The 20,203-nt window shown below is 71.5% G+C and carries 20 protein-coding genes; 10 read left to right on the top strand and 10 right to left on the bottom strand.

Going from position 1 to position 20,203, the window contains the following annotated elements:
• Positions 1–76 precede the first annotated feature (76 nt).
• The 3 genes from ACWGJ5_RS33930 to ACWGJ5_RS33920 form a co-directional block, all read right to left on the bottom strand.
• A complete protein-coding gene (locus ACWGJ5_RS33930) occupies positions 77–712 on the bottom strand; it encodes an isochorismatase family cysteine hydrolase (protein ID WP_453313467.1) in 636 nt (211 codons plus the stop codon).
• A 264-nt stretch (positions 713–976) separates the two neighbouring features.
• Positions 977–1,540: a CGNR zinc finger domain-containing protein gene (locus ACWGJ5_RS33925; RefSeq protein ID WP_453313466.1), complete on the bottom strand. Its 564-nt coding sequence runs from the start codon at positions 1,538–1,540 to the stop codon at positions 977–979.
• 51 nt (positions 1,541–1,591) lie between these two features.
• The gene (locus ACWGJ5_RS33920) at positions 1,592–1,786 is read right to left on the bottom strand and encodes a hypothetical protein (RefSeq protein ID WP_453313465.1); all 195 of its coding nucleotides are present in this window, start codon (positions 1,784–1,786) and stop codon (positions 1,592–1,594) included.
• Positions 1,787–1,970: 184 nt separating this feature from the next.
• Here ACWGJ5_RS33920 and ACWGJ5_RS33915 point away from each other — a divergent pair, with 184 nt between their 5' ends.
• The 3 genes from ACWGJ5_RS33915 to ACWGJ5_RS33905 all read left to right on the top strand — a co-directional run bounded on the left by ACWGJ5_RS33915 (position 1,971) and on the right by ACWGJ5_RS33905 (position 4,277).
• The gene (locus tag ACWGJ5_RS33915; RefSeq protein WP_453313464.1) at positions 1,971–3,179 is read left to right on the top strand and encodes a PP2C family protein-serine/threonine phosphatase; all 1,209 of its coding nucleotides are present in this window, start codon (positions 1,971–1,973) and stop codon (positions 3,177–3,179) included.
• A 210-nt stretch (positions 3,180–3,389) separates the two neighbouring features.
• Positions 3,390–3,842 (top strand): MarR family winged helix-turn-helix transcriptional regulator, encoded by a 453-nt coding sequence (locus ACWGJ5_RS33910; RefSeq protein ID WP_453313463.1) that lies wholly within the window; start codon positions 3,390–3,392, stop codon positions 3,840–3,842.
• Positions 3,843–3,854: 12 nt separating this feature from the next.
• Positions 3,855–4,277 (top strand): SRPBCC family protein, encoded by a 423-nt coding sequence (locus ACWGJ5_RS33905; RefSeq protein WP_453313462.1) that lies wholly within the window; start codon positions 3,855–3,857, stop codon positions 4,275–4,277.
• Here the strand turns inward: ACWGJ5_RS33905 and ACWGJ5_RS33900 are convergent.
• From ACWGJ5_RS33900 to ACWGJ5_RS33870, 7 genes are all read right to left on the bottom strand, one after another.
• Positions 4,267–5,700 carry an aminobutyraldehyde dehydrogenase gene (locus ACWGJ5_RS33900; RefSeq protein WP_453313461.1) on the bottom strand — a complete coding sequence of 478 codons (1,434 nt, stop codon included), beginning with the start codon at positions 5,698–5,700 and terminating at the stop codon, positions 4,267–4,269. The genes ACWGJ5_RS33905 and ACWGJ5_RS33900 overlap by 11 nt on opposite strands.
• Entirely contained in the window at positions 5,693–7,024 is a 1,332-nt protein-coding gene (locus tag ACWGJ5_RS33895) for a flavin monoamine oxidase family protein (RefSeq protein WP_453313460.1), read from the bottom strand. Before ACWGJ5_RS33895 ends, ACWGJ5_RS33900 begins: the two co-directional genes overlap by 8 nt.
• 9 nt (positions 7,025–7,033) lie before the next feature.
• Positions 7,034–8,104, bottom strand: a complete 1,071-nt coding sequence (locus tag ACWGJ5_RS33890; protein WP_453313459.1) for an ABC transporter ATP-binding protein — start codon at positions 8,102–8,104, stop codon at positions 7,034–7,036.
• Positions 8,105–8,107: 3 nt separating this feature from the next.
• The gene (locus tag ACWGJ5_RS33885) at positions 8,108–8,989 is read right to left on the bottom strand and encodes an ABC transporter permease (protein WP_453313458.1); all 882 of its coding nucleotides are present in this window, start codon (positions 8,987–8,989) and stop codon (positions 8,108–8,110) included.
• Positions 8,986–9,879, bottom strand: a complete 894-nt coding sequence (locus tag ACWGJ5_RS33880; RefSeq protein WP_453313457.1) for an ABC transporter permease — start codon at positions 9,877–9,879, stop codon at positions 8,986–8,988. The genes ACWGJ5_RS33885 and ACWGJ5_RS33880 overlap by 4 nt, the downstream gene beginning before the upstream one ends.
• Position 9,880: 1 nt before the next feature.
• Positions 9,881–11,005 (bottom strand): polyamine ABC transporter substrate-binding protein, encoded by a 1,125-nt coding sequence (locus ACWGJ5_RS33875; RefSeq protein WP_453313456.1) that lies wholly within the window; start codon positions 11,003–11,005, stop codon positions 9,881–9,883.
• Between the two features lie 173 nt (positions 11,006–11,178).
• Positions 11,179–12,354, bottom strand: coding sequence for an aromatic ring-hydroxylating oxygenase subunit alpha (locus ACWGJ5_RS33870; RefSeq protein WP_453313455.1), 1,176 nt, complete (start codon positions 12,352–12,354; stop codon positions 11,179–11,181).
• A gap of 397 nt (positions 12,355–12,751) precedes the next feature.
• Here ACWGJ5_RS33870 and ACWGJ5_RS33865 point away from each other — a divergent pair, with 397 nt between their 5' ends.
• From ACWGJ5_RS33865 to ACWGJ5_RS33835, 7 genes are all read left to right on the top strand, one after another.
• A complete protein-coding gene (locus ACWGJ5_RS33865; RefSeq protein ID WP_453313454.1) occupies positions 12,752–13,207 on the top strand; it encodes a hypothetical protein in 456 nt (151 codons plus the stop codon).
• A complete protein-coding gene (locus tag ACWGJ5_RS33860) occupies positions 13,204–14,460 on the top strand; it encodes an NADH-ubiquinone oxidoreductase-F iron-sulfur binding region domain-containing protein (RefSeq protein ID WP_453313453.1) in 1,257 nt (418 codons plus the stop codon). Before ACWGJ5_RS33865 ends, ACWGJ5_RS33860 begins: the two co-directional genes overlap by 4 nt.
• A gap of 133 nt (positions 14,461–14,593) precedes the next feature.
• Positions 14,594–14,785, top strand: coding sequence for a ferredoxin (locus tag ACWGJ5_RS33855; protein ID WP_453313452.1), 192 nt, complete (start codon positions 14,594–14,596; stop codon positions 14,783–14,785).
• Between the two features lies 1 nt (position 14,786).
• Positions 14,787–16,841: an acetate--CoA ligase family protein gene (locus ACWGJ5_RS33850; protein WP_453313451.1), complete on the top strand. Its 2,055-nt coding sequence runs from the start codon at positions 14,787–14,789 to the stop codon at positions 16,839–16,841.
• Between the two features lie 33 nt (positions 16,842–16,874).
• Positions 16,875–18,047 carry an acyl-CoA dehydrogenase family protein gene (locus tag ACWGJ5_RS33845; RefSeq protein ID WP_453313450.1) on the top strand — a complete coding sequence of 391 codons (1,173 nt, stop codon included), beginning with the start codon at positions 16,875–16,877 and terminating at the stop codon, positions 18,045–18,047.
• Positions 18,048–18,082: 35 nt separating this feature from the next.
• Entirely contained in the window at positions 18,083–19,255 is a 1,173-nt protein-coding gene (locus ACWGJ5_RS33840; RefSeq protein WP_453313449.1) for an acyl-CoA dehydrogenase family protein, read from the top strand.
• A gap of 35 nt (positions 19,256–19,290) precedes the next feature.
• The gene (locus tag ACWGJ5_RS33835) at positions 19,291–20,193 is read left to right on the top strand and encodes a 3-hydroxybutyryl-CoA dehydrogenase (protein WP_453313448.1); all 903 of its coding nucleotides are present in this window, start codon (positions 19,291–19,293) and stop codon (positions 20,191–20,193) included.
• Positions 20,194–20,203 lie beyond the last annotated feature (10 nt).

Below are 20,203 nucleotides of genomic sequence, written 5' to 3'. Positions count from 1 at the left end.
ACCTTCCAGCAGGCCGCATGCGCGCACAGCGTCCTCAGGCGACGGCGAGCTGCTGGAGCTCCACGCTCGACCGGGATCAGGACCGGGCTTCCTTGAGCGCGGTGACGAGCTCATTCGTGGCGACGATGGCATGGGCGAAGGTGGGGCCGTTCAGCTCATGTGCGGCGTGCATCATCTCGGGGAGAAAGGCCGCGGTGGCGTCGCGGACCAGCGTCACGTGGTAGCCGAGTTCCATGGCGAAGCGGCTGGTGGATTCGATGCAGGTGTTCGCCAGCACGCCGACGACCACCACGTGGGTGATTCCGTGCTGCTTGAGCTGGAAGTCCAGGTCGGTGTTGGCGAACCCGCTCTGCGCCCAGTGCTCCCGGGCCACGATGTCGCCCTGCTGCGGCTGGAAGTCGGGGTGGAACTCCCCGCCCCAGGTACCGCGGGCGAACGTGTGCCGCTCCTGGATGCTCCGCTGGGTGGGATTCGGGTGTGCCCAGGTCTCGTAGTCGCCCGGTTCCCAGCGGCGGTGTGGGACGAACACCACTTGGATGCCGGCGTCGCGGGCGGAGCCGATCACGGAACGCAGGTTGTCCAGCAGGCCCACCTCCTTCGCCACGGGCTCCAGGCGGGGCCAGTTCTTGCCGCCCTCGGAGAGGAAGTCGTTGTACGGGTCGACCAGCAGCACCGCGGTATGGCGGGGGTCGTGGGTCTCGGTGTCGGCCATGGGATCTCCTCGGATCCGGATGTCGGGCGTCGTTCGGATCATGGATTGCCTCCATCGTCGCGCGACCTTGCTCACCGCGCGCGAAAGGGAGCGCCGAAAGGACGACGGACATGAATGCCTGAACGCTGCTCGTCACCTCTCGAACGGGTGACGAGCTGCCGCGCGCTGGCTGGATGTGTCGGCCAGGCCTGACGCCGACGAGATGGGCCCGGTCGCTTCACCACCGGCCGAACGCCACTCCGACTGGAAATGTCGGGGCGGAGGTCAATGAGAGGTTGCCGCAGGTGCGGTCCTCTTGCGGGCGCGGTATGCGGCTGCCTTGATCTTGTTGCCGCAGGAGTCCATGCCGCACCAGTGCCGGCGTGTGCCCCGCGAGCGATCGATGTAGACGCGGGTGCACTCCGGGTTGCCGCACTCCTTGAGCAGGGGCACATCCGGCCCGCTCAGGAGCTCGATGGCGAGCCGTGCCACCGTGGACAGCGCCTCTTCGGGCGTGGCCGCCGTCCATCGCCCGGCCGGAGTGAGCTGGGGTACCGCGGGAGGTTTGCGTGCCGCGCTGTTCACCACGGCGAGTGCCCCATTGTCGTACTCCTCGCCGAGTCGGCGAGCCGTGACCAGCCGGTACACGGCTTCCCGTACGGCCTTTGCCTGCTCGACGTCGGTCTCCCGGCTGGGGGAGACCGCGTCGACGATCCCGGACTCCACGTACCACGCGTCCAGCCTGTCCGGCGTCGGGAACATGTCGAAACGTGCCGAACGTCGCGCTCGGAGCGTCGCGGCGAAGTCGAGGGCCGGGTTTCCGCAGACGAAGGCGTGGTCGAGATTCACGTCACCATTTTGGCGGGTGACTGCTCAACCAGCCAAGGCGTCACGCCGGTCTCACAGGCCCAGGTCGGCGGCCAGGCAGGAGAAGGACATCCATGATCCTTCCGGGTCATGGGCGTCCCTCGCTGCGTCGCGGGGCGTGGCCGCCTTCTCCTCGACCATGTCCTCGTACCGGATGCGCTCCGGCAACGCGCCGAAACGTGCGCGGCGTACGGCCGCAGCGCTGTCCGGGGTGCTCTGACTTTCCACAGTCGGCCTCCGCTGAATCGGTGGCGGATCGAGCCCTCTGGCTCTGTGATGTCAGATTCCCCCAGCATGCGTCACCTGTCAAGGTGGTGACGAGATGCCCCTGATACTCATCCAGTGCTCCGACCGGGCCTGACGTGAGAGGTCGCGAAATCGGTGTGAGACTGGGCGCGGAAGGGGTGATCCCGTGTCGGACCCACCGCACGTGTCCGCCGGCTCCGACGCCGCCGTCGACGAGAGTCGGCTGGAAGAACTGCTCGTCGAGGCACAGACGGCCCTGCCGTTCGAACTGTCCGATCTGGCGAACCGGTGCGCTTCGGCTCTCGGCCTGGACACCGCGCTGATCTACGTCGTCGACCTGCAGCAACGGGTGCTCATCCCACTCGACGAGACCTTGGAGCCGCTGTCGGTGGTCGACTCGTCGGCCGGCTGGGCATACCGCACCATCACCCCACGTGTGGTCGACGCCGACGGTGGCCTGATCATCTGGATGCCTCTCGTCGACGGTGCGGAGCGGCTGGGCGTGCTGGCGGTGGGGACCGCCACGCCCGACGCGGTACGGATGCGCCGGATCAGGATGCTGGCTCATCTGTTCGCCATGCTGATCACCTCCAAGCGCGCCTACAGCGACTGGCTCGCCGCCCGCACCCGCACCACGGCCATGCGGTTGCCGGCCGAGATGCTGCGGGCGTTCCTGCCGCCCCACACCGTCGGCAGCAGGAGATGCGTCTCGACCGCGGTCCTGGAACCGGCCTACGACGTCGCCGGCGACGCCTTCGACCACTCAGTGGTCAAGAACGTGCTGCACACCATGATCCTCGACTCCATGGGTCACGATCTCGTCTCCGGCCTGACCACGTCGGTCGCCATGGCGGCGGCGCGGAACACCCGCCGCAGCGGCGGCGACCTGGCCGACGTGGTCGCCGCCGTCGACGAGGCGCTCACCCATTGGCTCCCCGACCATTTCTGCACCGGCGTGCTGTGCCGGCTCGATGCGGAAACCGGGGTGCTGCGCTGGGTCAACTGCGGTCACCCTCCGCCGCTGCTGATCCGTTCCGAGCGGGTGGTCGAGGGGGCGCTGGACAGCCCCCCGCAGCCCCCGATCGGCCTGGCGGGCGAACTCGCCCCGGCAGCCCGGCAGGTCCATGAGACGGCACTGCAGCCGGGCGACCACGTCCTGCTCTACACCGACGGGGTCGTGGAGGCACGCGACGCGAACGGAGCGGAGTTCGGCCTCGACCGGTTCACCGACTTCATCATCCGCTCCTCGGCCGCCGGGCAGCGCCCGGCCGAGGTGCTGCGGCTGCTCATCCACGACCTCCTCGACCATCAGCGCAACGAACTGCGGGACGACGTGACCATCCTGCTCTTCGAATGGCGCCCGCAGTGCCGGTGAAACGAGTCACGGGCGGGAGGAGGGCTGGTGGCACCACGAAGTCGGCTGCGGCACCGACGACTGGTGGAACGCCGAGGCCGAGGGCGGGAACGCACCCCCGTGCGGTACCGAGCACCGATGAGTGTTCGTGGGTGAAGCAGTCCGCGACGAAGAGGAGCGCCCGTTTGTTGTTGTCTTGACAAGTGTTGTCATGACAACAATGATGGATCCGTGAGCAGCACCAGCGGACTCCACGACCACCTCGGCTACTGGCTTCGCCGTCTGTCCGACGAGGTCCACGGCCGGTTCGAGGCCGAACTCGGCAGGCACGACGTCACGGTGTCCCAGTGGGGCGTGATGGTCAGTGTCTTCCACGGCCACGACACCACCAAGGCGGTGGCGGCGCACATGGACATCGATCCGGGAGCCGTCTCCCGCCTGGTCGACAGGCTGGTGGCCAAGGGCCTGATCCGGCGCGAGCCCGACCCCGCCTCCCGGCGCTCGGTCCGGCTCGTACTGACCGAGCAAGGGCAGGCCCTCGTACCCGAACTGGCCGAGATCGCCGACCGCAACGACGCCCACTACTTCGGCTCGCTCGACGCCGGTCAGCGGCGGCAGCTGGAGGAATGGATCCGGCGTCTGGTGGGCGCGGCCCACCCCGCCCAGCCTCCCGGTAACCCTTGAAAGAAGCGCAAGATGAGCGTCCAAGCCTCCATCACCAAGACCGTCAGCATCGACTGCCCTTACGAGCAGGTCTACGCCTTCCTCGCCGACCCCGCGAACTGGCCCACCTGGGCCGTGGTCAACGTCCGGTCGATCGAGCCCACCGACGACCCGGACTGGTGGCGCATGTCCACCCCGCTGGGCCCGGCCAGGCTGCGCCTGCGCGCCAACGCCGAGTTCGGCATCCTCGACCACGACTACGTCGACGACACCGCCTCCTGGTGCGTACCCGCCCGCGTGGTCCCCAACGGCGACGGCGCCGAGTTCATGATCACCTTCCATCGGCCGCCGGCCTTCACCGACTCCTTCTTCAAGGAGCAGACCGACCTGGTCGACACCGAACTGGCCACCCTGAAGAAGGTTCTGGAGACCGGGCGGGCAGGCGTCACAGCATGACGTGCTTGACCTGGGTGTAGTCGAGCAGGCCCGTGAGGGAGAGGTCGCTTCCGTAACCGGAGTGCCGCACGCCGCCGTGCGGCATCTCCGACACGGTCGTGCCATGGGTGTTGACCCAGACGATGCCGGTGTCCAGGGCCCGGCTCGCGCGCATCGCGCGGTCGTGGTCGCGGGTCCACACACTCGCGGCCAGCCCCTGGGGCACGGCGTTCGCCATGCGCAGAGCCTCCGCCTCGTCGGTGAAGGACTGGACGGTGACGACCGGCCCGAACACCTCGCTGCGTACGATCTCGTCCTCCTGCCGGGCCCCGGCCACCACTGTGGCCTCGTGGAAGTATCCGGGGCGCGGGACACGCGAGCCCCCGGCGACGACCTCGGCATGCGCCGGCAGGCGCTCCAGCAGACCGCGCACGGACGCGAGCTGGGCGGCGTTGGCCAGTGGGCCGAAGTCGGCGCGGGCGTCGGCGGACGTGCCGGGCACGCGCTGCGCGGCCCGCTCGGCGAAGGCGTCCAGGAAGGTGTCGTGGACGCGCCGGTGGACCAGGATCCGCCCGGCGGCCGTACAGTCCTGCCCCGCGTTGTAGAAGGACAGGTACGACAACTGCTCGGCAGCCTCGTCGAGATCGGCGTCCTCGTGGATCAACACCGGTGCGTTTCCGCCGAGTTCGAGGTGAAGCCGCTTCAGGTCGGCCGCCGCGGCGGCGGCGATCTCCTGTCCGGCGCGGACGCTGCCGGTGACGGCGACCAGCCGGACGTGGGGATGGGCGACGAGCAGGCGCCCGGTGTCCCGGTCGCCGCACACGACGTTCAGCACGCCGGGCGGCAGGTGCTCGGCGGCCAGCCGGGCGAGGAGCGTGGCCGTGGAGGGCGTGGAGTCGGACGGTTTCAGGACGACGGTGTTGCCGGCGGCCAGCGCCGGAGCAACCTTCCACACGGCCATCATCAGCGGGTAGTTCCACGGCGTGATCTGGGCGCAGACGCCCACCGGCTCGCGGCGCAGGAGGGAGGTGCGCCCCGGTGAGTACTCCGCGGCCGCGGCGCCCGGCAGGTTCCGGGCGGCCCCGGCGAAGTACCGCAGCACATCCACGATCGCGGGCAGCTCGTCCGCCAGGAACAGGGCACGCGGCTTGCCCGTGTCGGTCACCTCGGCGCTCGCCAGGGCGTCCGCCTCCCGTTCCAGGGTGTCGGCGATGCGCAGCAGCGCGGTCTGCCGGTGCGCCGGGGTCGTGGCCGACCAGCCTTCGAAGGCGTCCTGCGCCGCCCGGCAGGCCCGGTCCACGTCCTCGGGGCCGGAGAGGGGGGCCAGTGCGTGGGGGAGTGCGGTCGCGGGGTCGACCAGTCGCAGCGTGGCTCCGGAGACGGCCGGTACGTCCTTGCCGCCCACGTGGTTCGGAACCGCCGTCGAGGGAGCGGTGTCAGCCACGGCGCAGTGCCTCCTCGGCGGCGGCACGGCCGGTGCGGACGGCGCCCTCCATGTATCCGGCGACCCACTGGTCCGAGCCGCAGACGTAGAACGGCGGTTCGTGGGTGCCGTGCAGCGGACCGACCGCCATCACCTCACCCGGCGGCCACTGGGTGACGTAACCCTGCGTCCACGGGTCGGTGCCCCACAGCCGCAGGTGACAGGCGGTGGGCCGCAGTGCCTCGTCGCCGAACATGGCGGCCGTCTCGGCGAGCAGCTCCGGTATGCGCAGGTGCGGCGGGGTGCCCAGCAGGACGCCGTAGCGCTCGGGGGGAACGAGCGCCGACAGCACGCCCTCGTTCTGCGGCCAGGTGCTGCCCAGGACCCCCTCCGCCTCGGACAGGCCGCTGAGGCCGTCGGCGCGCCAGAAGGGACGGTCGTAGACGGCAGCGAACTTCGCGGCCGTCGCCTGGCGTTGCCGGTGCAGCGAGGCCAGGCGGGCGTCGCTCACCCCGGTGACGTGGACCGACCGCAGCGGTCCCACCGGCAGAGCGCTCACCACGGTCGCCGCGGTGAGGACCTCGCCGGTGACCAGGCGCACGGTGCAGCGGCCGGGGCGCACGTCCAGCGCGGCAACGGGCGCGCCGAGGCGGATGCGCGGGCCCAGCTCGCGGCCCATGACCTCGGCGAGGGTCGCCGAGCCCTCCGCCGGCCGCAGCCCCTCCCAGTTGTCGTAGTCGTAGTCGCCGCCACCGGGCACCGCCGCGCTCTTGCGCAACGCGGCGAGCAGGGAGATCCGCTCGTACGACCCGCCCGCCAGGGCCAGTTGGCCGATGTCCCACAGCCGTACCACCGCGGGCGTGGCGTGGCGGGAGCGCAGCCAGTCGGCCACGGACAGCCGGTCCAGGGCGGCCGCCTCCGGGTGCGACCAGGGGTCTTCGGGATCGAGCGTGGCGGCGAGCTCGCCGAAATCCCCGCCGAGTTGCTCGTGTTGGGCCATGTCGCCGGGGCCGAACCAGTGCGGTGGATCGCCGGCCGAGAGGCCCTCGGGTGTGGAACGGGTGATGCGGCCGGGTTCGGCCACGTAGCTGGGAACCAGTTCCAGGCCCAGTTCCTTGGCGAGTTGCAGGTAGGCGGTGTGGGCATGGCCGACCACCTCGCCGCCCAGCTGGACCGTGCGGCCGTCGGGCGTGCGGGTCTGTTCGACCCTGCCGCCGACGCGGTCCCGGGCCTCCAGGACGAGCACGTCGGTGCCGGCGGTGGCCAGGTCCCGGGCGGCGGAGAGTCCGGCAAGACCCGCGCCGAGCACGATCACGTCGTGATGCATCGCAGTCGCTTTCGTCATGGGGCGGGGTCAGGCCAGGACCAGGCAGTGTTCGGGCCGCCAGCCGAACTCCACCGTCTCGCCGCCGCTCCAGCGGTCCTCCATGCGGGCGCGGGCCGTGTTCTGCTCCAGCACGGACAGCGTGACACCCGGGGCGAGTTCGATCAGGTAGGTGGTCGTCGGGCCGCTGTAGACCGTCTCGCGGATCACCCCGGAGAGCACCGACATGCCCGGTTCGAAGTCGGACAGCCAGATCTTCTCGGGGCGCACGGACACGCTGACGGCGGTGCCGTCCGCGAGGCCCCCGCGGGAGCCCACCGCCAGGGCGGGGCCCTGGTCCAGGGCGACCTCACCGCCCCGGTAGGTGCCGGTCATCAGGTTGGACGTGCCCATGAAGGAGGCCACGAAGCGGCTGGCGGGGTGCTCGTAGACGTCCTCGGGCGTGCCGCACTGCTCGATGCGGCCCTCGCTCATCACGGCGATCCGGTCGGACATGGTCAGCGCCTCGTCCTGGTCGTGGGTGACGAACACGAAGGTGATGCCGACCTCGCGCTGGATCTGCTTCAGCTCCACCTGCATCTGCCGGCGCAGCTTCAGGTCGAGGGCGGCCAGCGGCTCGTCGAGGAGCAGCACGGCCGGACGGTTGACCAGCGCACGGGCCAGGGCGACGCGCTGGCGCTGGCCGCCCGAGAGGGTGCGCGGCTTGCGGTCGGCGAGGCCGGCGAGCTGGACCAGCTCCAGCATCTCGCCGACGCGCTGCCGCATCTCGGCCTTGCCGACGCCCTTGCGCTTGAGGCCGAAGGCCACGTTGTCGGCGACGCTCAGATGGTCGAAGAGCGCGTAGCTCTGGAAGACCGTGTTGACGTTGCGCCGGTTCGGCGGCAGCGCGGTCACGTCCTCTCCGGCGAGCAGCACCGAACCCTCGGTCGGGTCGCTGAACCCGCCGATCATGCGCAGCGTGGTGGTCTTGCCGCAGCCGGAGGGGCCCAGCAGCGAGAAGAAGTGGCCGGCCTCGATGTCGAGGTCGAGACGGTGAACGGCGTAGGAGTCCGCGAACTGCTTGGAGACGCCGTCGAGCCGGACGGCCGGGATCACGTCCATGGGTCACTCTCCGGAGAGGATGTCGAGGCCGCCGCGGCGGCCGAAGAGGCGCGGGATGAACAGGGCCAGGGCGATCAGGACGACGGAGCCGGCGAGCATCAGGGTGCCGACGGCGTTGATGGTGGGCTTCACCCCGAAGCGGATCGCCGAGTAGATCCGCACCGACAGCGGCTGGGGGTCCACGCCGGTGGTGAAGTAGGCGAGGACGAAGTCGTCGAAGACGAGCGCGAAGATCAGTACCGCGCTGGCCAGCACGGCGGGCAGCAGGGCGGGCAGGGTGACCAGGCGCACCGCCTGCCAGCGGCTGGCGCCGAGGTCCATGGCGGCCTCCTCCACCTCAGGGTTCAGCGCGGCGACCCGGGAGCGGAGGATGACGGTGACGTAGGAGATGGAGAAGGTGATCTCGGCGAGCATCACCGTGCCGGTGGACAGCGCCACGCCCAGTCCCTTGAAGAGCAGCATCGAGGCGACGCCGGTGACGATCTCCGGTGTGATCAGCGGCACCAGCATGATCAGGCCGGCCAGCGAGCCGAGCCGGGTGCGGCAGCGGACCAGGCCGAGCGCGAGCGCCACGCCGAGCACGACCGAACCGGCCATCGCCACCAGGGAGATGCGCAGGCTGGTGCCGAGGGAGGAGATCAGGACGTCGTCGTGGACGAAGGCGCGGTACCAGCGCAGGCTGAACCCGCCGAAGACGGTCAGGGACTTCTTGGAGTTGAAGGAGAACAGGGCCACGACCGCGATGGGCAGGTAGAGCAGCGCGAAGAAGAGCGCGGTGACGGCGATGAGGAACCGGGGCTTGCGGTCGGCGCGGCCGCGTCGCGCGCGGCTCCGGGCGGCCGGGCGGGCGGGTGTGGTGGCGGAGGGCATGCGCAGCAGGGTCATCGGCGGGCCTCCGCCTCGTCCTTGCGGGTGCGGCGCAGATAGCCGAACATCCCGATCAGCAGGACCAGCATCAGCAGCATCGTGAGCGCGGAGCCCAGCGGCCAGTTCTGGCCCTGGAAGAACTTGTCCTGGATGAGGTTGCCGATCATGATCTGGTCCGGTCCTCCCATGAGCTGTGCGCTGACGAAGTCGCCCATGGCGGGCAGGAAGACCAGGACCAGCCCGGCCGCCGCGCCCTGCCGGGTGGCGGGCAGGGTGACGAAGAAGAAGGTGCGGACCGGGCCGCCGTACAGGTCGCGGCCGGCCTCGATGAGGGAGACGTCGAGCCGCTCCAGGGCTGCGTACAGCGGGATGATCATGAAGACGACGAAGCCGTAGACGAGTCCCGCGACCACCCCGGTACCGGTGTTGAGGATCTTCGTGTTGCCGTCGGCGAATCCCACCGCGCGCAGGGCACGCAGCACGGGGCCGTCGTCCGACAGCACCACCGACCAGCCGTACATGCGGACCAGGTAGTTGGCGAAGAACGGCACCACGATCGCGGCGATCAGCGCGTGCTTGTAGCGTCCGCCGTGCAGGGCGATGGTGTACGCCACCGGGTAGGCGATCACCAGGCAGATCAGACAGGTCAGCACGGCGTAGCCGAGGGAGCGGGCGAGGACCTCGGTGTAGGCGGGGTCGGCGAGGGCGCGCACGGCGGACAGGTCGAAGCCGAAGCGCGGGTTGCCGAGGTCGTCGGTGGTGCCCACGGCGAGGACGGCGACCAGGACCAGCGAGGCGATCATGAACCCGGTCATCCACAGGGTGCCGGGCAGCATGAGCCAGGTCCAGATGCGGCCCTCGTCGGCCCCGCGCCGGCGGGTGCGGGAGGAGGAGCGGAGCAGTGCCATGTCAGCCCGCCTTCACATGGGTCCAGGCGGTGTCGCGGGCGTCCTCCGCCGCGCGGCTGCCGTTGCGGAAGAACAGGCCCCCCTTCAGGTCGTCCTGGGTGACGAGGCACTCGGGGAAGGGCCTGACCAGCTCGGCGTACGTCTTCTCGGTGCCGGCCACCGGCATCGGGTAGCCGATGTACTCGATGTTCTTCTTCACGTTCTCCGGCCGCAGCATGTAGTCGATGAACAGCATCGCGGTGCCGGGGTGCGGGGCGTTCCAGGGGATGGCGTAGCAGTCGGAGTTGATCGGCGTGCCCTCCTTCGGGGCCTCGAAGCCGAACACCGAGGGGTCCTTGGCCTGGTTGAGCATGGCGGCCATGTCACCGCTCCAGGCCTGGGTCATGACGGCGTTGCCGTTGAGGAGGTTGTTGTAGCTGTCGCTGGAGAAGCCGCGCAGCCGGGGGCGCAGGCTGCTCAGCAGGGAGGTGATGCGGTCGAGGTCGTGGCGGTCGCCGGTGCTCACGCCCAGACCCAGTGCGAGGGCGCCCATGCCGAGGACCTCGTCGCGGTCGTCCAGCAGGAAGACCCTGCCCCTGACCTTGTCGCTCCACAGGTCCCGCCAGGAACCGGTCAGTTCGCCGATCCTGTCGCGGCGCCAGCCGATGCCCGTCTTGTACGCGGTGAACGGCACGGTGTGCGCGGAGCCGGGGTCGTACCAGGGGTCGGAGAAGTAGGTGTACGTGCCGAAGATCGCATGGGCGTTGGGGAGTTGGGAGTGGTCGACGCGGCGCAGCCGGCCTCCGCGCACCAGGCGCTGGGCCCATTTGGCGCTCGGGAAAATGATGTCGTAGCGGTTGCCCGCGTTGAGCTTGGCGACCATGCCTTCCATCGAGTCGAAGTTCGACTGGACGACCTTGACGCCGTACTCCTTCTCGAAGCCCTTGAACACGGACGGGTCTACGTAGTCGGCCCAGTTGAAGTAGACGAGATCGCCGTCGACGCGCGCCTTGACGGGGGCGAGCTGCTGGGCGCTGGGCGTTTTGGCGGGCATGAAACCGCAGCCGCCGGCCGCGGCACCGAGCAGGCCGCAGGCGCCTGCCCGCAACACGGCGCGCCGGGTCGGTGGAAGTACCTCGGGGGACACGGGACGTCCTCTTTCGTCGAGGAACGGCACAACTCCAGGGCTGGACCGGCTGGTCGGCTCACGGAGGCCCTGACTCCGTAGGAAAGACCGGTCTGGGGAGGGTGCGAGCGTGCGTCAGCGGGGGAGGGGTAAGCCCGTGCGGAGGCGTACGGTGCGGGGTGCGCGGGAGGACGTCACTGCGGGTCCCCCTCCAGGTCGTCCCGGATCCGGCGGGCGAACCAGCCGACGGCCGCCTCGCGTTGTGAAAGCGGTCCCGGCTCGAAACCGGGCGTGCTCAGGCCGGCCTGTACGCGCTCCACCAGCTCGGCGTCCTCGTCGTTGGTGACCCAGCCGATGTGAATGTTCAGCCGGCGGGCCAGCCGGGTGCGGACACTCTCCCCGTGCTTCGTGTAGAAGGCGCCGGGGATCGCCGCCCGGTCCTGGGCGGTGGGCAGGGCGGTCCAGGCCAGCACGTGGTCAGGGTAGAAGTCGATGAGGGTGTTCGGGTAGATCACGGCGTACCGCCACACCCGCCGGTCGGCCTCGGTGAGCCCCGGCATGGGGGTGGCCAGCCGCTGGTAGAGCCGCTCGGTCCAGTTCGAGGACGGCTTGTCGCGCAGCGGTGACTCGAACAGGACGTAGTTCTCCTGAACGTCCACCGTGTACGCCTGGTAGTCCAGCAGTCGCATGAGCGCGGGGTGCGCGACCGGGACGTGGTAGCCCTCCAGATAGTTGTCGACGATCACCTTCCAGTTGGCGTTCTGCTCCTCGCCGCCCGCCGGATCGTGGATGCGGTGCCTGCCGACGGGTACGAGGCCGGGCCCGGCGTAGCGGCCGACGGCCTCGGCGAGCCCGGCACAGGTCTCGGCGAGCGGGGTGGCCTCCATGTCGAGGTTGACGAAGACGAATCCGAGGAAGGACTCCACATTGACCGGGTGCAGGCCGAGACGCGGCTTGTCCAGGCAGGGGATCCGGCGCGCCTCGGGGGCACCGACGAGGCGTCCGTCCAGCTTGTAGGTCCAGCCGTGGTACGGGCAGCGGATCGCCTTCTGCGCGGGTTCGGGTCCGGTGACCAGGCGGGTACCGCGGTGCCGGCAGACGTTGAGGTGGGCGGCGAGGCTGCCGTCCTCGGTCCGGACGACCAGCACCTCCCGGCCGGCCGCGGTCGCGGTGAGACGTGCGCCGGGGCCGGGGAGGTCGGATTCGTGGCAGACGAGCTGCCAGGACTTGGCGAAGATGCGTTCGGTCTCGGCGTCGGCGACGGCCGGATCCGTGTAGTAGCGGGCGGGCAGTGCGTCCCCGGGGCGCTCGGCCGGCGGCCCCGGTGGGGCAGCAGGGAGAGCGGCTTCCCGCGTGGTCGAGGGGTTCATCGGGTCCTCCTCCGCGCCGCGGCGGCGGCGATGGGCGGTGAGGCTGTGCCGGGAAAGGGTGGCGGGCCGGGCAGCGCACTGTCGCGCCGGACCAGCCGCTTCGGCTGACTAATTGGTTAGTCAGAGTGCGACCGGTCGTCCGGCAAGTCAAGACTTGTGAGCTGACTAATTAGTTAGTTAGTGTCGTGACAGGCGGACAGCCAGGGCATACGGCCCGGCCGCACGCCTCGCACCGATACGGACACCGCTGGTCCCCCTGCGCACGGCCCCGAGGACCTGCCCCCCCACACGCTCCCCGCCCCCGTCTCGTCCGGCGCCGGAGCACCTCCCGTCCACGCCATCGCCGCGCCACCCCGTTCCCGGGCCGTCCGGGAACGGCGCGACCCCGGAGGCACGCATGAGCGCTCGCCGAAGTCTGGTATGGCTCGGCCTCACGCCGGAGCCCGAACAGGAACTGCCCGCCGCGGTGGCCGCCCTGCGGTCCCCTGCGGCCGGCCGGCCACCGGCGGCCCTGGTCACCGCCGAGCGACGCCGTGTCCAGCGGCTGGTCCTGCGCGGCACCCAGCGCGGCTGGCTGCGCTACCTGAGCGAGGTCACCGACCTGGTGGTCGAGGCCGCGGCGCGATCGCCGGCCTCCGACCCCGGTCCGGCGCTGGTGGCCGGCGAGGTCGTCCTCGACCACCACCGCATGCTGATCGGCCTGCCCGGCGCCGCCTACACGCGCACCGCCACACAACGCCGCGACCTCGAACGGGCGCTGGCCCGCCTGCGGGACCGTCGCCACCCCGCCCTCTCCGCCCTCTCCGGCCACTCTGGCCACTCCGGCCACTCCGAGCCCAGGAGCACCGCATGACCGGCGTCTACTCCCTCCTCCCCGGCGGACAGCCCGGCCTCCTCGTATCGCCGGTGTTCGGTGCCGAGCCGTGCCACGGGGCCGAGGACCTCGCCCGATACCTCGCCGCAGGCGGGTACGCGCCGCTGAGCCCGCGCGACCGGCTGCCCGACCGGATCGCCGCCGTCGGGCTGCGCGGCCGCGGCGGTGCCGGATTCCCCACGGCCGTGAAGCTGCATGCCGTCCGCGACGCCCCCGGCCGTCCCGTCGTCGTCGCCAACGGCGAGGAGGGCGAGCCCGGCTCCGTCAAGGACCGCTGGCTGCTGCGCCACCGACCGCACCTGATCCTGGACGGCCTGCGCCTGACCGCGGCCATGACCGGCGCGCTACGCGGTGTCGTCTACCTCTCGGACGCCCTCGCCGAGCAGGCCGTCCGTTGGGCCCTCGCCGAGCGTCCCGTCGGCCTGCCCGTCGACGTCGTACGCACCGAGCACACGTACGTGGCGGGGGAGGAGACCGCCGTCGTACGGCGCATCGACGGCGGTCCGGCCCTGCCCACGGCCAAACCCCCGCGCGCCTTCGAGGCGGGAGTCGGCGGCGCGCCCACGCTCGTCAGCAACGTGGAGACGCTGGCGCGGATCGCGGTGATCCACGCGTGCCCCGACGCGGCGGCCGCCGTCGCCGGTGCTCATCTGGTGACTCTCTCGGGGCCGGCCGCTGCTGCGGCCGCGCTGGTCGAGGTGCCCGCCGGCACGCACCTGAAGATCCTCGCCGACCTGGTCGGACTCGGCAGGGCCGCGGCGGTCCTGCTGGGCGGCCTGTTCGGCGGGCTGTACGGCGCCGGGTGGACGGACCTCCGGCTCGACCACGACCGTCTGACGGCAGCCGGCGGTGCGCTCGGCTGCGGAGCGCTGCACTTCCTGCACCCCGAGGAGTGCCCGGTCGCCGTGGCCGCCGAGGCCACCGCCTACCTCGCGGCACAAAGTGCCCGGCAGTGCGGGGTGTGCGTCTCCGGCACCGGCGCGCTGGCCCGGACCCTCACCGCCGCCGCACACGGCGGGGCGGCCCACGACACCACCGACAAGCTGCGCCGCTGGTCGGTGCAACTGCCCGGCCGCGGGGCCTGCGGGCTGCTCGATGCCGCCGCCCGCATCGTCGCCACCCTGCTCGCCCACTTCCCCGACCGGATCGATGCCCACCGCGGCGCCGGCTGCCCCGCGTGCCACGGCGAGCGGCCCGAGGACGGCCGCCGGTTCACGGTGCCGGTGCCCTGACCCGTAATCCCTGCCCCCCTTGCCCTCCTTTGCCCCCCTTGCCCCGTTTCCCCTCGCCCCCGTCGCCCCTCACCTCCGTCGCCCCCCACCTCCGTCGAGCCGCCCGAACCCGGCGCACCGAAAGGACCGCACCATGAAACTGCTGCTGGACTCCACCCGCTGCCAGGGCTACGGCCTCTGCCAGGAACCCGCCCCGGAACTGATCGACGTCGACGAGTGGGGCTATGCGCAGGTGCGGGAGCACGACGTGCCGCCGGGCACCGAGGACGTCGCCGAGGCCGCCGTCGCCGCCTGCCCCAACTCGGCTCTTCGGCTGGTGAAATGAGATGGGACGCGACCTCTCCGCACTCTTCGACCCCGTCTCCGTCGCCGTCGTGGGAGCCAGCGACGACCCGGCCAAGTACGGCCACGCCATCGCCGCCCAGGCCCTGCGGGCGAACGGCCGCCGCCCCGTCCACCTGGTCAACCGCCGCGGTGGCACGGTGCTCGGCCGGACCGCGGCCACCAGCCTGGTCGCCATCGGCGAACCCGTGGACCTGGCGGTGGTCTCCGTGCCCGCCGGCGGCTTCGAGGACGCCGTGGAGGAGGCCCTGCGCTGCGGGGCCCGGGCGATCGTCGCGATCACCGCGGGGTTCGCGGAGACCGGGGACGCGGGACGCACCCGCCAGCACGCCGTCGCCGAACGCGTACGCGCCGCGGGCGCTGTGATGGTCGGGCCCAACTGCCTCGGGTTGGCCGACAACACCACGGATCTCTTCCTGGCCTCCGACACCTTCACCCCGGGCGGTGTGGCCCTCCTCAGCCAGAGCGGCAACCTGGCCCTGGAACTCCAGCTCCGCTTCCGGCCGCACGGCCTCGGCTTCTCCCGCTTCGTCTCCCTGGGGAACCAGGCCGACGTGACCCTCGTCGACCTGCTCACCGACTGCGCCCGGCACGACGGCACCCAGGCCATCGCCGTCTACGCGGAGGACTTCACCGACGGACGCGCCTTCGCCGAGGCCGCCGCAGGGGCCGGGAAACCCGTGGTGCTCCTCACCGGCGGACGCGGCGACGCCTCCGCGCGCAGCGCCCAGTCGCACACCGGGGCACTGACCACCTCGGCCGACGTGGTGTCCGCGGCATGCCGGGACGCTGGCGTGGAACTGGTCGCCACCCCACGCGAACTCACCGTCGCCCTGGCCGCGTTGACGAGCGGACGCAGGGCGGCCGGCCGCCGGGTCGCCGTGCTCACGGACGGCGGCGGCCACGGCGTCATCGCCGCCGACGCCGTCGAGGCCGCCGGGCTGACCGTGCCCGAACTCCACACGTCGACCCGCGCACGCCTTCGCGCGGGTCTGTGGGAACAGTCGGCCGTCGCCAACCCGGTCGACCTCGCCGGAATGGGGGAGCAGAACCCCGGCTCGTACGCACAGACCGTCGCCGCTCTGCTGGCGGCCGAGGAGGTCGACTCCGTCCTGATGACCGGCTACTTCGGCGGCTACGCGGCCGCAGGCGGCGGGCTCGGGGGAGGAGGTACGGCGCTCGCGCACGGGGAACAGGAAGCAGCGCGCCTGATCGCGACCCGGCACCGCGCCACCGCGAAGCCCCTCGTGGTGCAGTCGATGTATCCCGAGTCGCCCAGCTGCCGCACCCTCGCCGCAGCCGGCATCCCGGTCTTCGCCGCCACCGAGGACGCCGCTCGCGCCCTCGCCGCCACGGCACCCGACGCACCGCGCACCGGCGTCGCACCCCTTCCCTCGCCCGCGGCTCCCCTGCACGAAAGCGGCTACCTGCAGACCCGCAGCGCCCTCGAAGCCGCAGGTCTCCCGTTCCCGGCCGCCCGGGAGGTCCACGACGAGACCGAACTGCTCGCCGCCGCCGGGGAGTTCGACGGACAATACGTCCTCAAAGCCCTCCACCTGCTGCACAAGTCCGACGCGGGCGGGGTGGCACTGGGCCTGGCCGGGCCCGGTGAACTCCTTGCCGCCTTCCGCGAGATGCACGCCCGGCTCGGCGCCCCCTCCTACTCCGTCGAGGCCATGGCGGACCTGACCGACGGCGTCGAGCTGATCGTCGGCGTCAATCGCGACCCCCGATTCGGCCCCGTCGCCATGGTGGGGCTGGGTGGAGTGCTGGCCGAGGCCCTGCGCGACACCGTCTTCGCCCTCGCCCCGGTACGCGCCGACCGTGCCCTGCGGCTGCTGCGCGGCCTGCGCACCGCCGCCCTGCTCGACGGGGTGCGCGGAAGGCCCGCCGTGGACATCACCGCGGCCGCGGCGGCCGTGGAGACGATCACGGCGTTCGCCGCCGCCCACCCGGAGATCGCCGAGATCGAGGTCAACCCCTTGCTCGTGAGCCTTCACGGAGTCCTCGCCCTCGACTCCCGCGCCGTACTCGCCTGACCCACCCCTTTGCGACACCACCGAAGAGGCCCCATGGACATGCGCTACACCCCTGAGCAGGCCGACCTCAAGCGCCGCGCCGCCGACTACGCACGCCTGCTGATGCGGTACGAAGACCAGTCCGAGCAGGCCGGCGGCCCACTGCCGCAGCAACTCGTCAGCGAACTGACCCGGGCCGCCATGGACGCCGGCGTCTACGCCATCAACATGCCCGCCGAATGGGGCGGAGCCGGCCTCGGCCTCCTCGACCAGGTCATCGTGGAGGAGGAGTTCGGCAAGGTGACCAACTGCCTGTGGGACATCCCCTGGCGGCCCGCCAACGTGCTGGCGTACGGCGACGAGCGGCAGCGCGAGACGTACCTGCTGCCCGTGATCCGGGGCGAGAAGTTCGACGCGTTCGCCGTCACCGAGCCGGGCGCCGGTTCGGACCCGTCCTCCGGCACCGCCACCGCCACCCGCACCGACGGCGGCTGGCTTCTCAACGGCGAGAAGTGGTTCGTCACCTGCGGCGACATCGCCGACTTCCTGCTGGTGCAGGCGGACGCCGGGCCCGAGCGGCTGCCCACCCTCTTCTTCGTCGACAAGGCCGCGCCGGGCGTCGAGATGACACGCGTCCCGCGCTTCATGCACTCCGCGGTCAACGGGCACCCCGAGTTCACCTTCAGCGACGTCCTCGTGGCCGACGAGGACGTGCTCGGCGGCGTCGGCAACGGCTACGAGCTGACCAAGGAATGGTTCACCGACGAACGCCTGATGATCGCGGCACGCACCGTCGGAGCCGCCGAGCGCGCCCTGCAGCTCGCCCGTGACTGGGCGGTGGAGCGGGAGCAGTTCGGGGCGCCGATCGCCTCCTACCAGCTGATCCAGGGCATGCTCGCCGACTGCGCCGTCGACGTCGCCGTCAACCGCGCCTACACCCACCAGGTCGCCTGGGAGGCCGACCAGCCGGACACCGACCGCAAGACGCTGCACGCCAAGGCCTCCACCGCCAAGCTCGCCGCCAGCGAGGCCGCCGGCCGGGTCGCCGACCGCTGTCTGCAGATCTTCGGCGGCCGCGGCTACGACCGGAGCCACCCCGTCGAGCGCATGTACCGCGAGCTGCGGGTCGACCGGATCTGGGAGGGCACCTCCGAGATCCAGCGGCTGATCATCGCCAACGAGCTGATCAAGCGCGGCACCCGCGCCCTGGCCCTGCCCACGCACTGAACCCGCCCCTTCATCACCGCACAGCGAGGACATCCATGGACTTCCGTCTCACCCCGCGCCAGGCACAGCTCAAGGCCGACGCGCGCGCCCTCACCGACTTCATCGCCGCCTACGAGCTCCCGTGCGAGGAGAACAACGGCCTGCCCGCCGACGCGCACGCCAAGATCCGCGACGCGGTCCTCGACGCGGGGCTCCAGGCCGTCAACATGCCGGCCGAGTGGGGCGGCGCCGGACTCACCATCGCCGAGCAGGCCACCGTGCAGGAGGAGCTGGGACGGCTCACCGGCGCCCTGTGGGACACGGTGTGGCGTCCGGCCAACGCCCTGCGCTTCTGCACTCCGGAGCAGCGCGAGCGCTTCCTCGTCCCGGTGATCAGGGGCGAGCGGCGCGACTGCTACGCCGTCACCGAGCCCGGCGCCGGCTCGGACCCGCAGAACCTGGCCACCACGGCGACGAAGACCGACCACGGCTGGGTGATCAACGGCGAGAAGTGGTTCGTGACCGTCGGCGACCACGCCGACTTCATGATCGTGCTCGCCGCCGCGGGACCCGAGCGCGCGCCGACGCTGTTCCTCGTCGACAAGGACACCCCCGGCATCGAGATGACGCGCGTCCCGCGCTTCATGCACACCTTCGTCTACGAGCACCCCGAGTTCACCTTCAGCGACGTCCAGGTCGGCGAGGACGCCGTGCTCGGCGGCATCGGCGAGGGGTACGACATCACGCGCTCGTGGTTCACCGAGGAGCGCCTGATGATCGCCGCGCGCACCACCGGCGCCGCCGAACGCGCCCTGGAACTGGCCCGTGACTGGGCGGTGGAGCGGGAGCAGTTCGGGGCGCCGATCGCCTCGTACCAGCTGATCCAGGGCATGCTCGCGGACTGCGCGGTGGACATCGCGGTCAACCGCGCCTACACCCATCAGGTCGCCTGGGAGGTCGACCGGGCCACGGCCGGCGACCGCAAGACGCTGCACGCCAAGGCGGCCATCGCCAAGCTCGCGGCGAGCGAGGCCGCCGGCCGGGTGATCGACCGGTGCCTGCAGATCCACGGCGGCCGGGGATACGACCGCACGTACGCCGTCGAGCGGCTCTACCGGGAACTGCGGGTCGACCGGATCTGGGAGGGCACCTCCGAGATCCAGCGACTGATCATCGCGGGCGAGCTGATCAAGCGCGGCTCGGGCGTCCTGGACCTGCCCACCGCCTGACGACACCGGCCGACACGGACCGAAGGGAACCTTGCATGACCGCCATCGAACGCGTCGGAGTGGTCGGCTGCGGCCTGATGGGTGCGGGCATCGCCGAGGTCTGTGCGCGGGCCGGCCTGCCGGTGACCGTGGTGGAACGCGACGCGCAGGCGGCCCGCTCGGGCCGCCTGCGCATCGCCCGCTCACTCGACCGGGCCACCGCGCACGGCAGACTCACCGCCGAACGGCGCGAGACCGCCGCCGCCCTGATCACCGTCGCCGACGAGATCGAGGCCGTGCACGACCGCGACCTGGTGATCGAGGCCGTGGCGGAGGACGAGCGCCTCAAGACCGACGTCCTCACCCGCCTCGACGCCGTGGTCACCGGTGACGACGCCATCCTCGCGACGAACACCTCCTCCATCCCGGTCATCCGGCTCGCCGCCGCGACCGGACGTCCCGGACACGTCGTGGGGGTGCACTTCTTCAACCCCGTACCGGTACTGCGGCTGGTCGAACTCATACCGTCCCTGCTCACCTCGGACACCACCGTGACCCGGGCCGAGACCTTCGTGACGCACAGGCTCGGCAAGGAGGTCGTGCGCACCCGGGACCGAGCCGGATTCGTCGTCAACGCGCTGCTCGTCCCTTACCTGCTGGCCGCCATCCGCATGGTGGAGTCGGGCGGCGCGAGCGTCGAGGACATCGACCGCGGCATGGTCCTCGGCTGCGCGCACCCGCTCGGCCCGCTGGCCCTGACGGACCTCATCGGCCTGGACACCACCCGGGCCATCGCCGAGTCGCTGTACGCCGAGTTCCGCGAGCCGCAGTTCTCACCGCCCCCGCTGCTGTCCCGGATGGTGGAGGCCGGACTGCTGGGCCGCAAGTCCGGGCGCGGCTTCCACGCGTACGACGCGGAGCCGCAGCGTGCGGCGGCGGCACCGGGGACGACGCGGTGAGGGAGAATGG

It is taken from the genome of Streptomyces sp. NPDC054783, assembly GCF_053611725.1.
Note: the sequence above shows the minus strand (reverse complement) of the source record. Positions and strands in the feature narration are given on the sequence as shown.

Excerpts from the sequence above, each read along its gene's own strand:
- ACWGJ5_RS33890 (WP_453313459.1), bottom strand. The coding sequence starts at position 8,104 with ATGGACGTGATCCCGGCCGTCCGGCTCGACGGCGTCTCCAAGCAGTTC.
- ACWGJ5_RS33880 (WP_453313457.1), bottom strand. The coding sequence starts at position 9,879 with ATGGCACTGCTCCGCTCCTCCTCCCGCACCCGCCGGCGCGGGGCCGAC.
- ACWGJ5_RS33865 (WP_453313454.1), top strand. The coding sequence starts at position 12,752 with ATGAGCGCTCGCCGAAGTCTGGTATGGCTCGGCCTCACGCCGGAGCCC.
- ACWGJ5_RS33850 (WP_453313451.1), top strand. The coding sequence starts at position 14,787 with ATGGGACGCGACCTCTCCGCACTCTTCGACCCCGTCTCCGTCGCCGTC.
- ACWGJ5_RS33870 (WP_453313455.1), bottom strand. The coding sequence starts at position 12,354 with ATGAACCCCTCGACCACGCGGGAAGCCGCTCTCCCTGCTGCCCCACCG.
- ACWGJ5_RS33905 (WP_453313462.1), top strand. The coding sequence starts at position 3,855 with ATGAGCGTCCAAGCCTCCATCACCAAGACCGTCAGCATCGACTGCCCT.
- ACWGJ5_RS33860 (WP_453313453.1), top strand. The coding sequence starts at position 13,204 with ATGACCGGCGTCTACTCCCTCCTCCCCGGCGGACAGCCCGGCCTCCTC.
- ACWGJ5_RS33930 (WP_453313467.1), bottom strand. The coding sequence starts at position 712 with ATGGCCGACACCGAGACCCACGACCCCCGCCATACCGCGGTGCTGCTG.
- ACWGJ5_RS33885 (WP_453313458.1), bottom strand. The coding sequence starts at position 8,989 with ATGACCCTGCTGCGCATGCCCTCCGCCACCACACCCGCCCGCCCGGCC.
- ACWGJ5_RS33835 (WP_453313448.1), top strand. The coding sequence starts at position 19,291 with ATGACCGCCATCGAACGCGTCGGAGTGGTCGGCTGCGGCCTGATGGGT.
- ACWGJ5_RS33840 (WP_453313449.1), top strand. The coding sequence starts at position 18,083 with ATGGACTTCCGTCTCACCCCGCGCCAGGCACAGCTCAAGGCCGACGCG.
- ACWGJ5_RS33845 (WP_453313450.1), top strand. The coding sequence starts at position 16,875 with ATGGACATGCGCTACACCCCTGAGCAGGCCGACCTCAAGCGCCGCGCC.
- ACWGJ5_RS33895 (WP_453313460.1), bottom strand. The coding sequence starts at position 7,024 with ATGACGAAAGCGACTGCGATGCATCACGACGTGATCGTGCTCGGCGCG.
- ACWGJ5_RS33855 (WP_453313452.1), top strand. The coding sequence starts at position 14,594 with ATGAAACTGCTGCTGGACTCCACCCGCTGCCAGGGCTACGGCCTCTGC.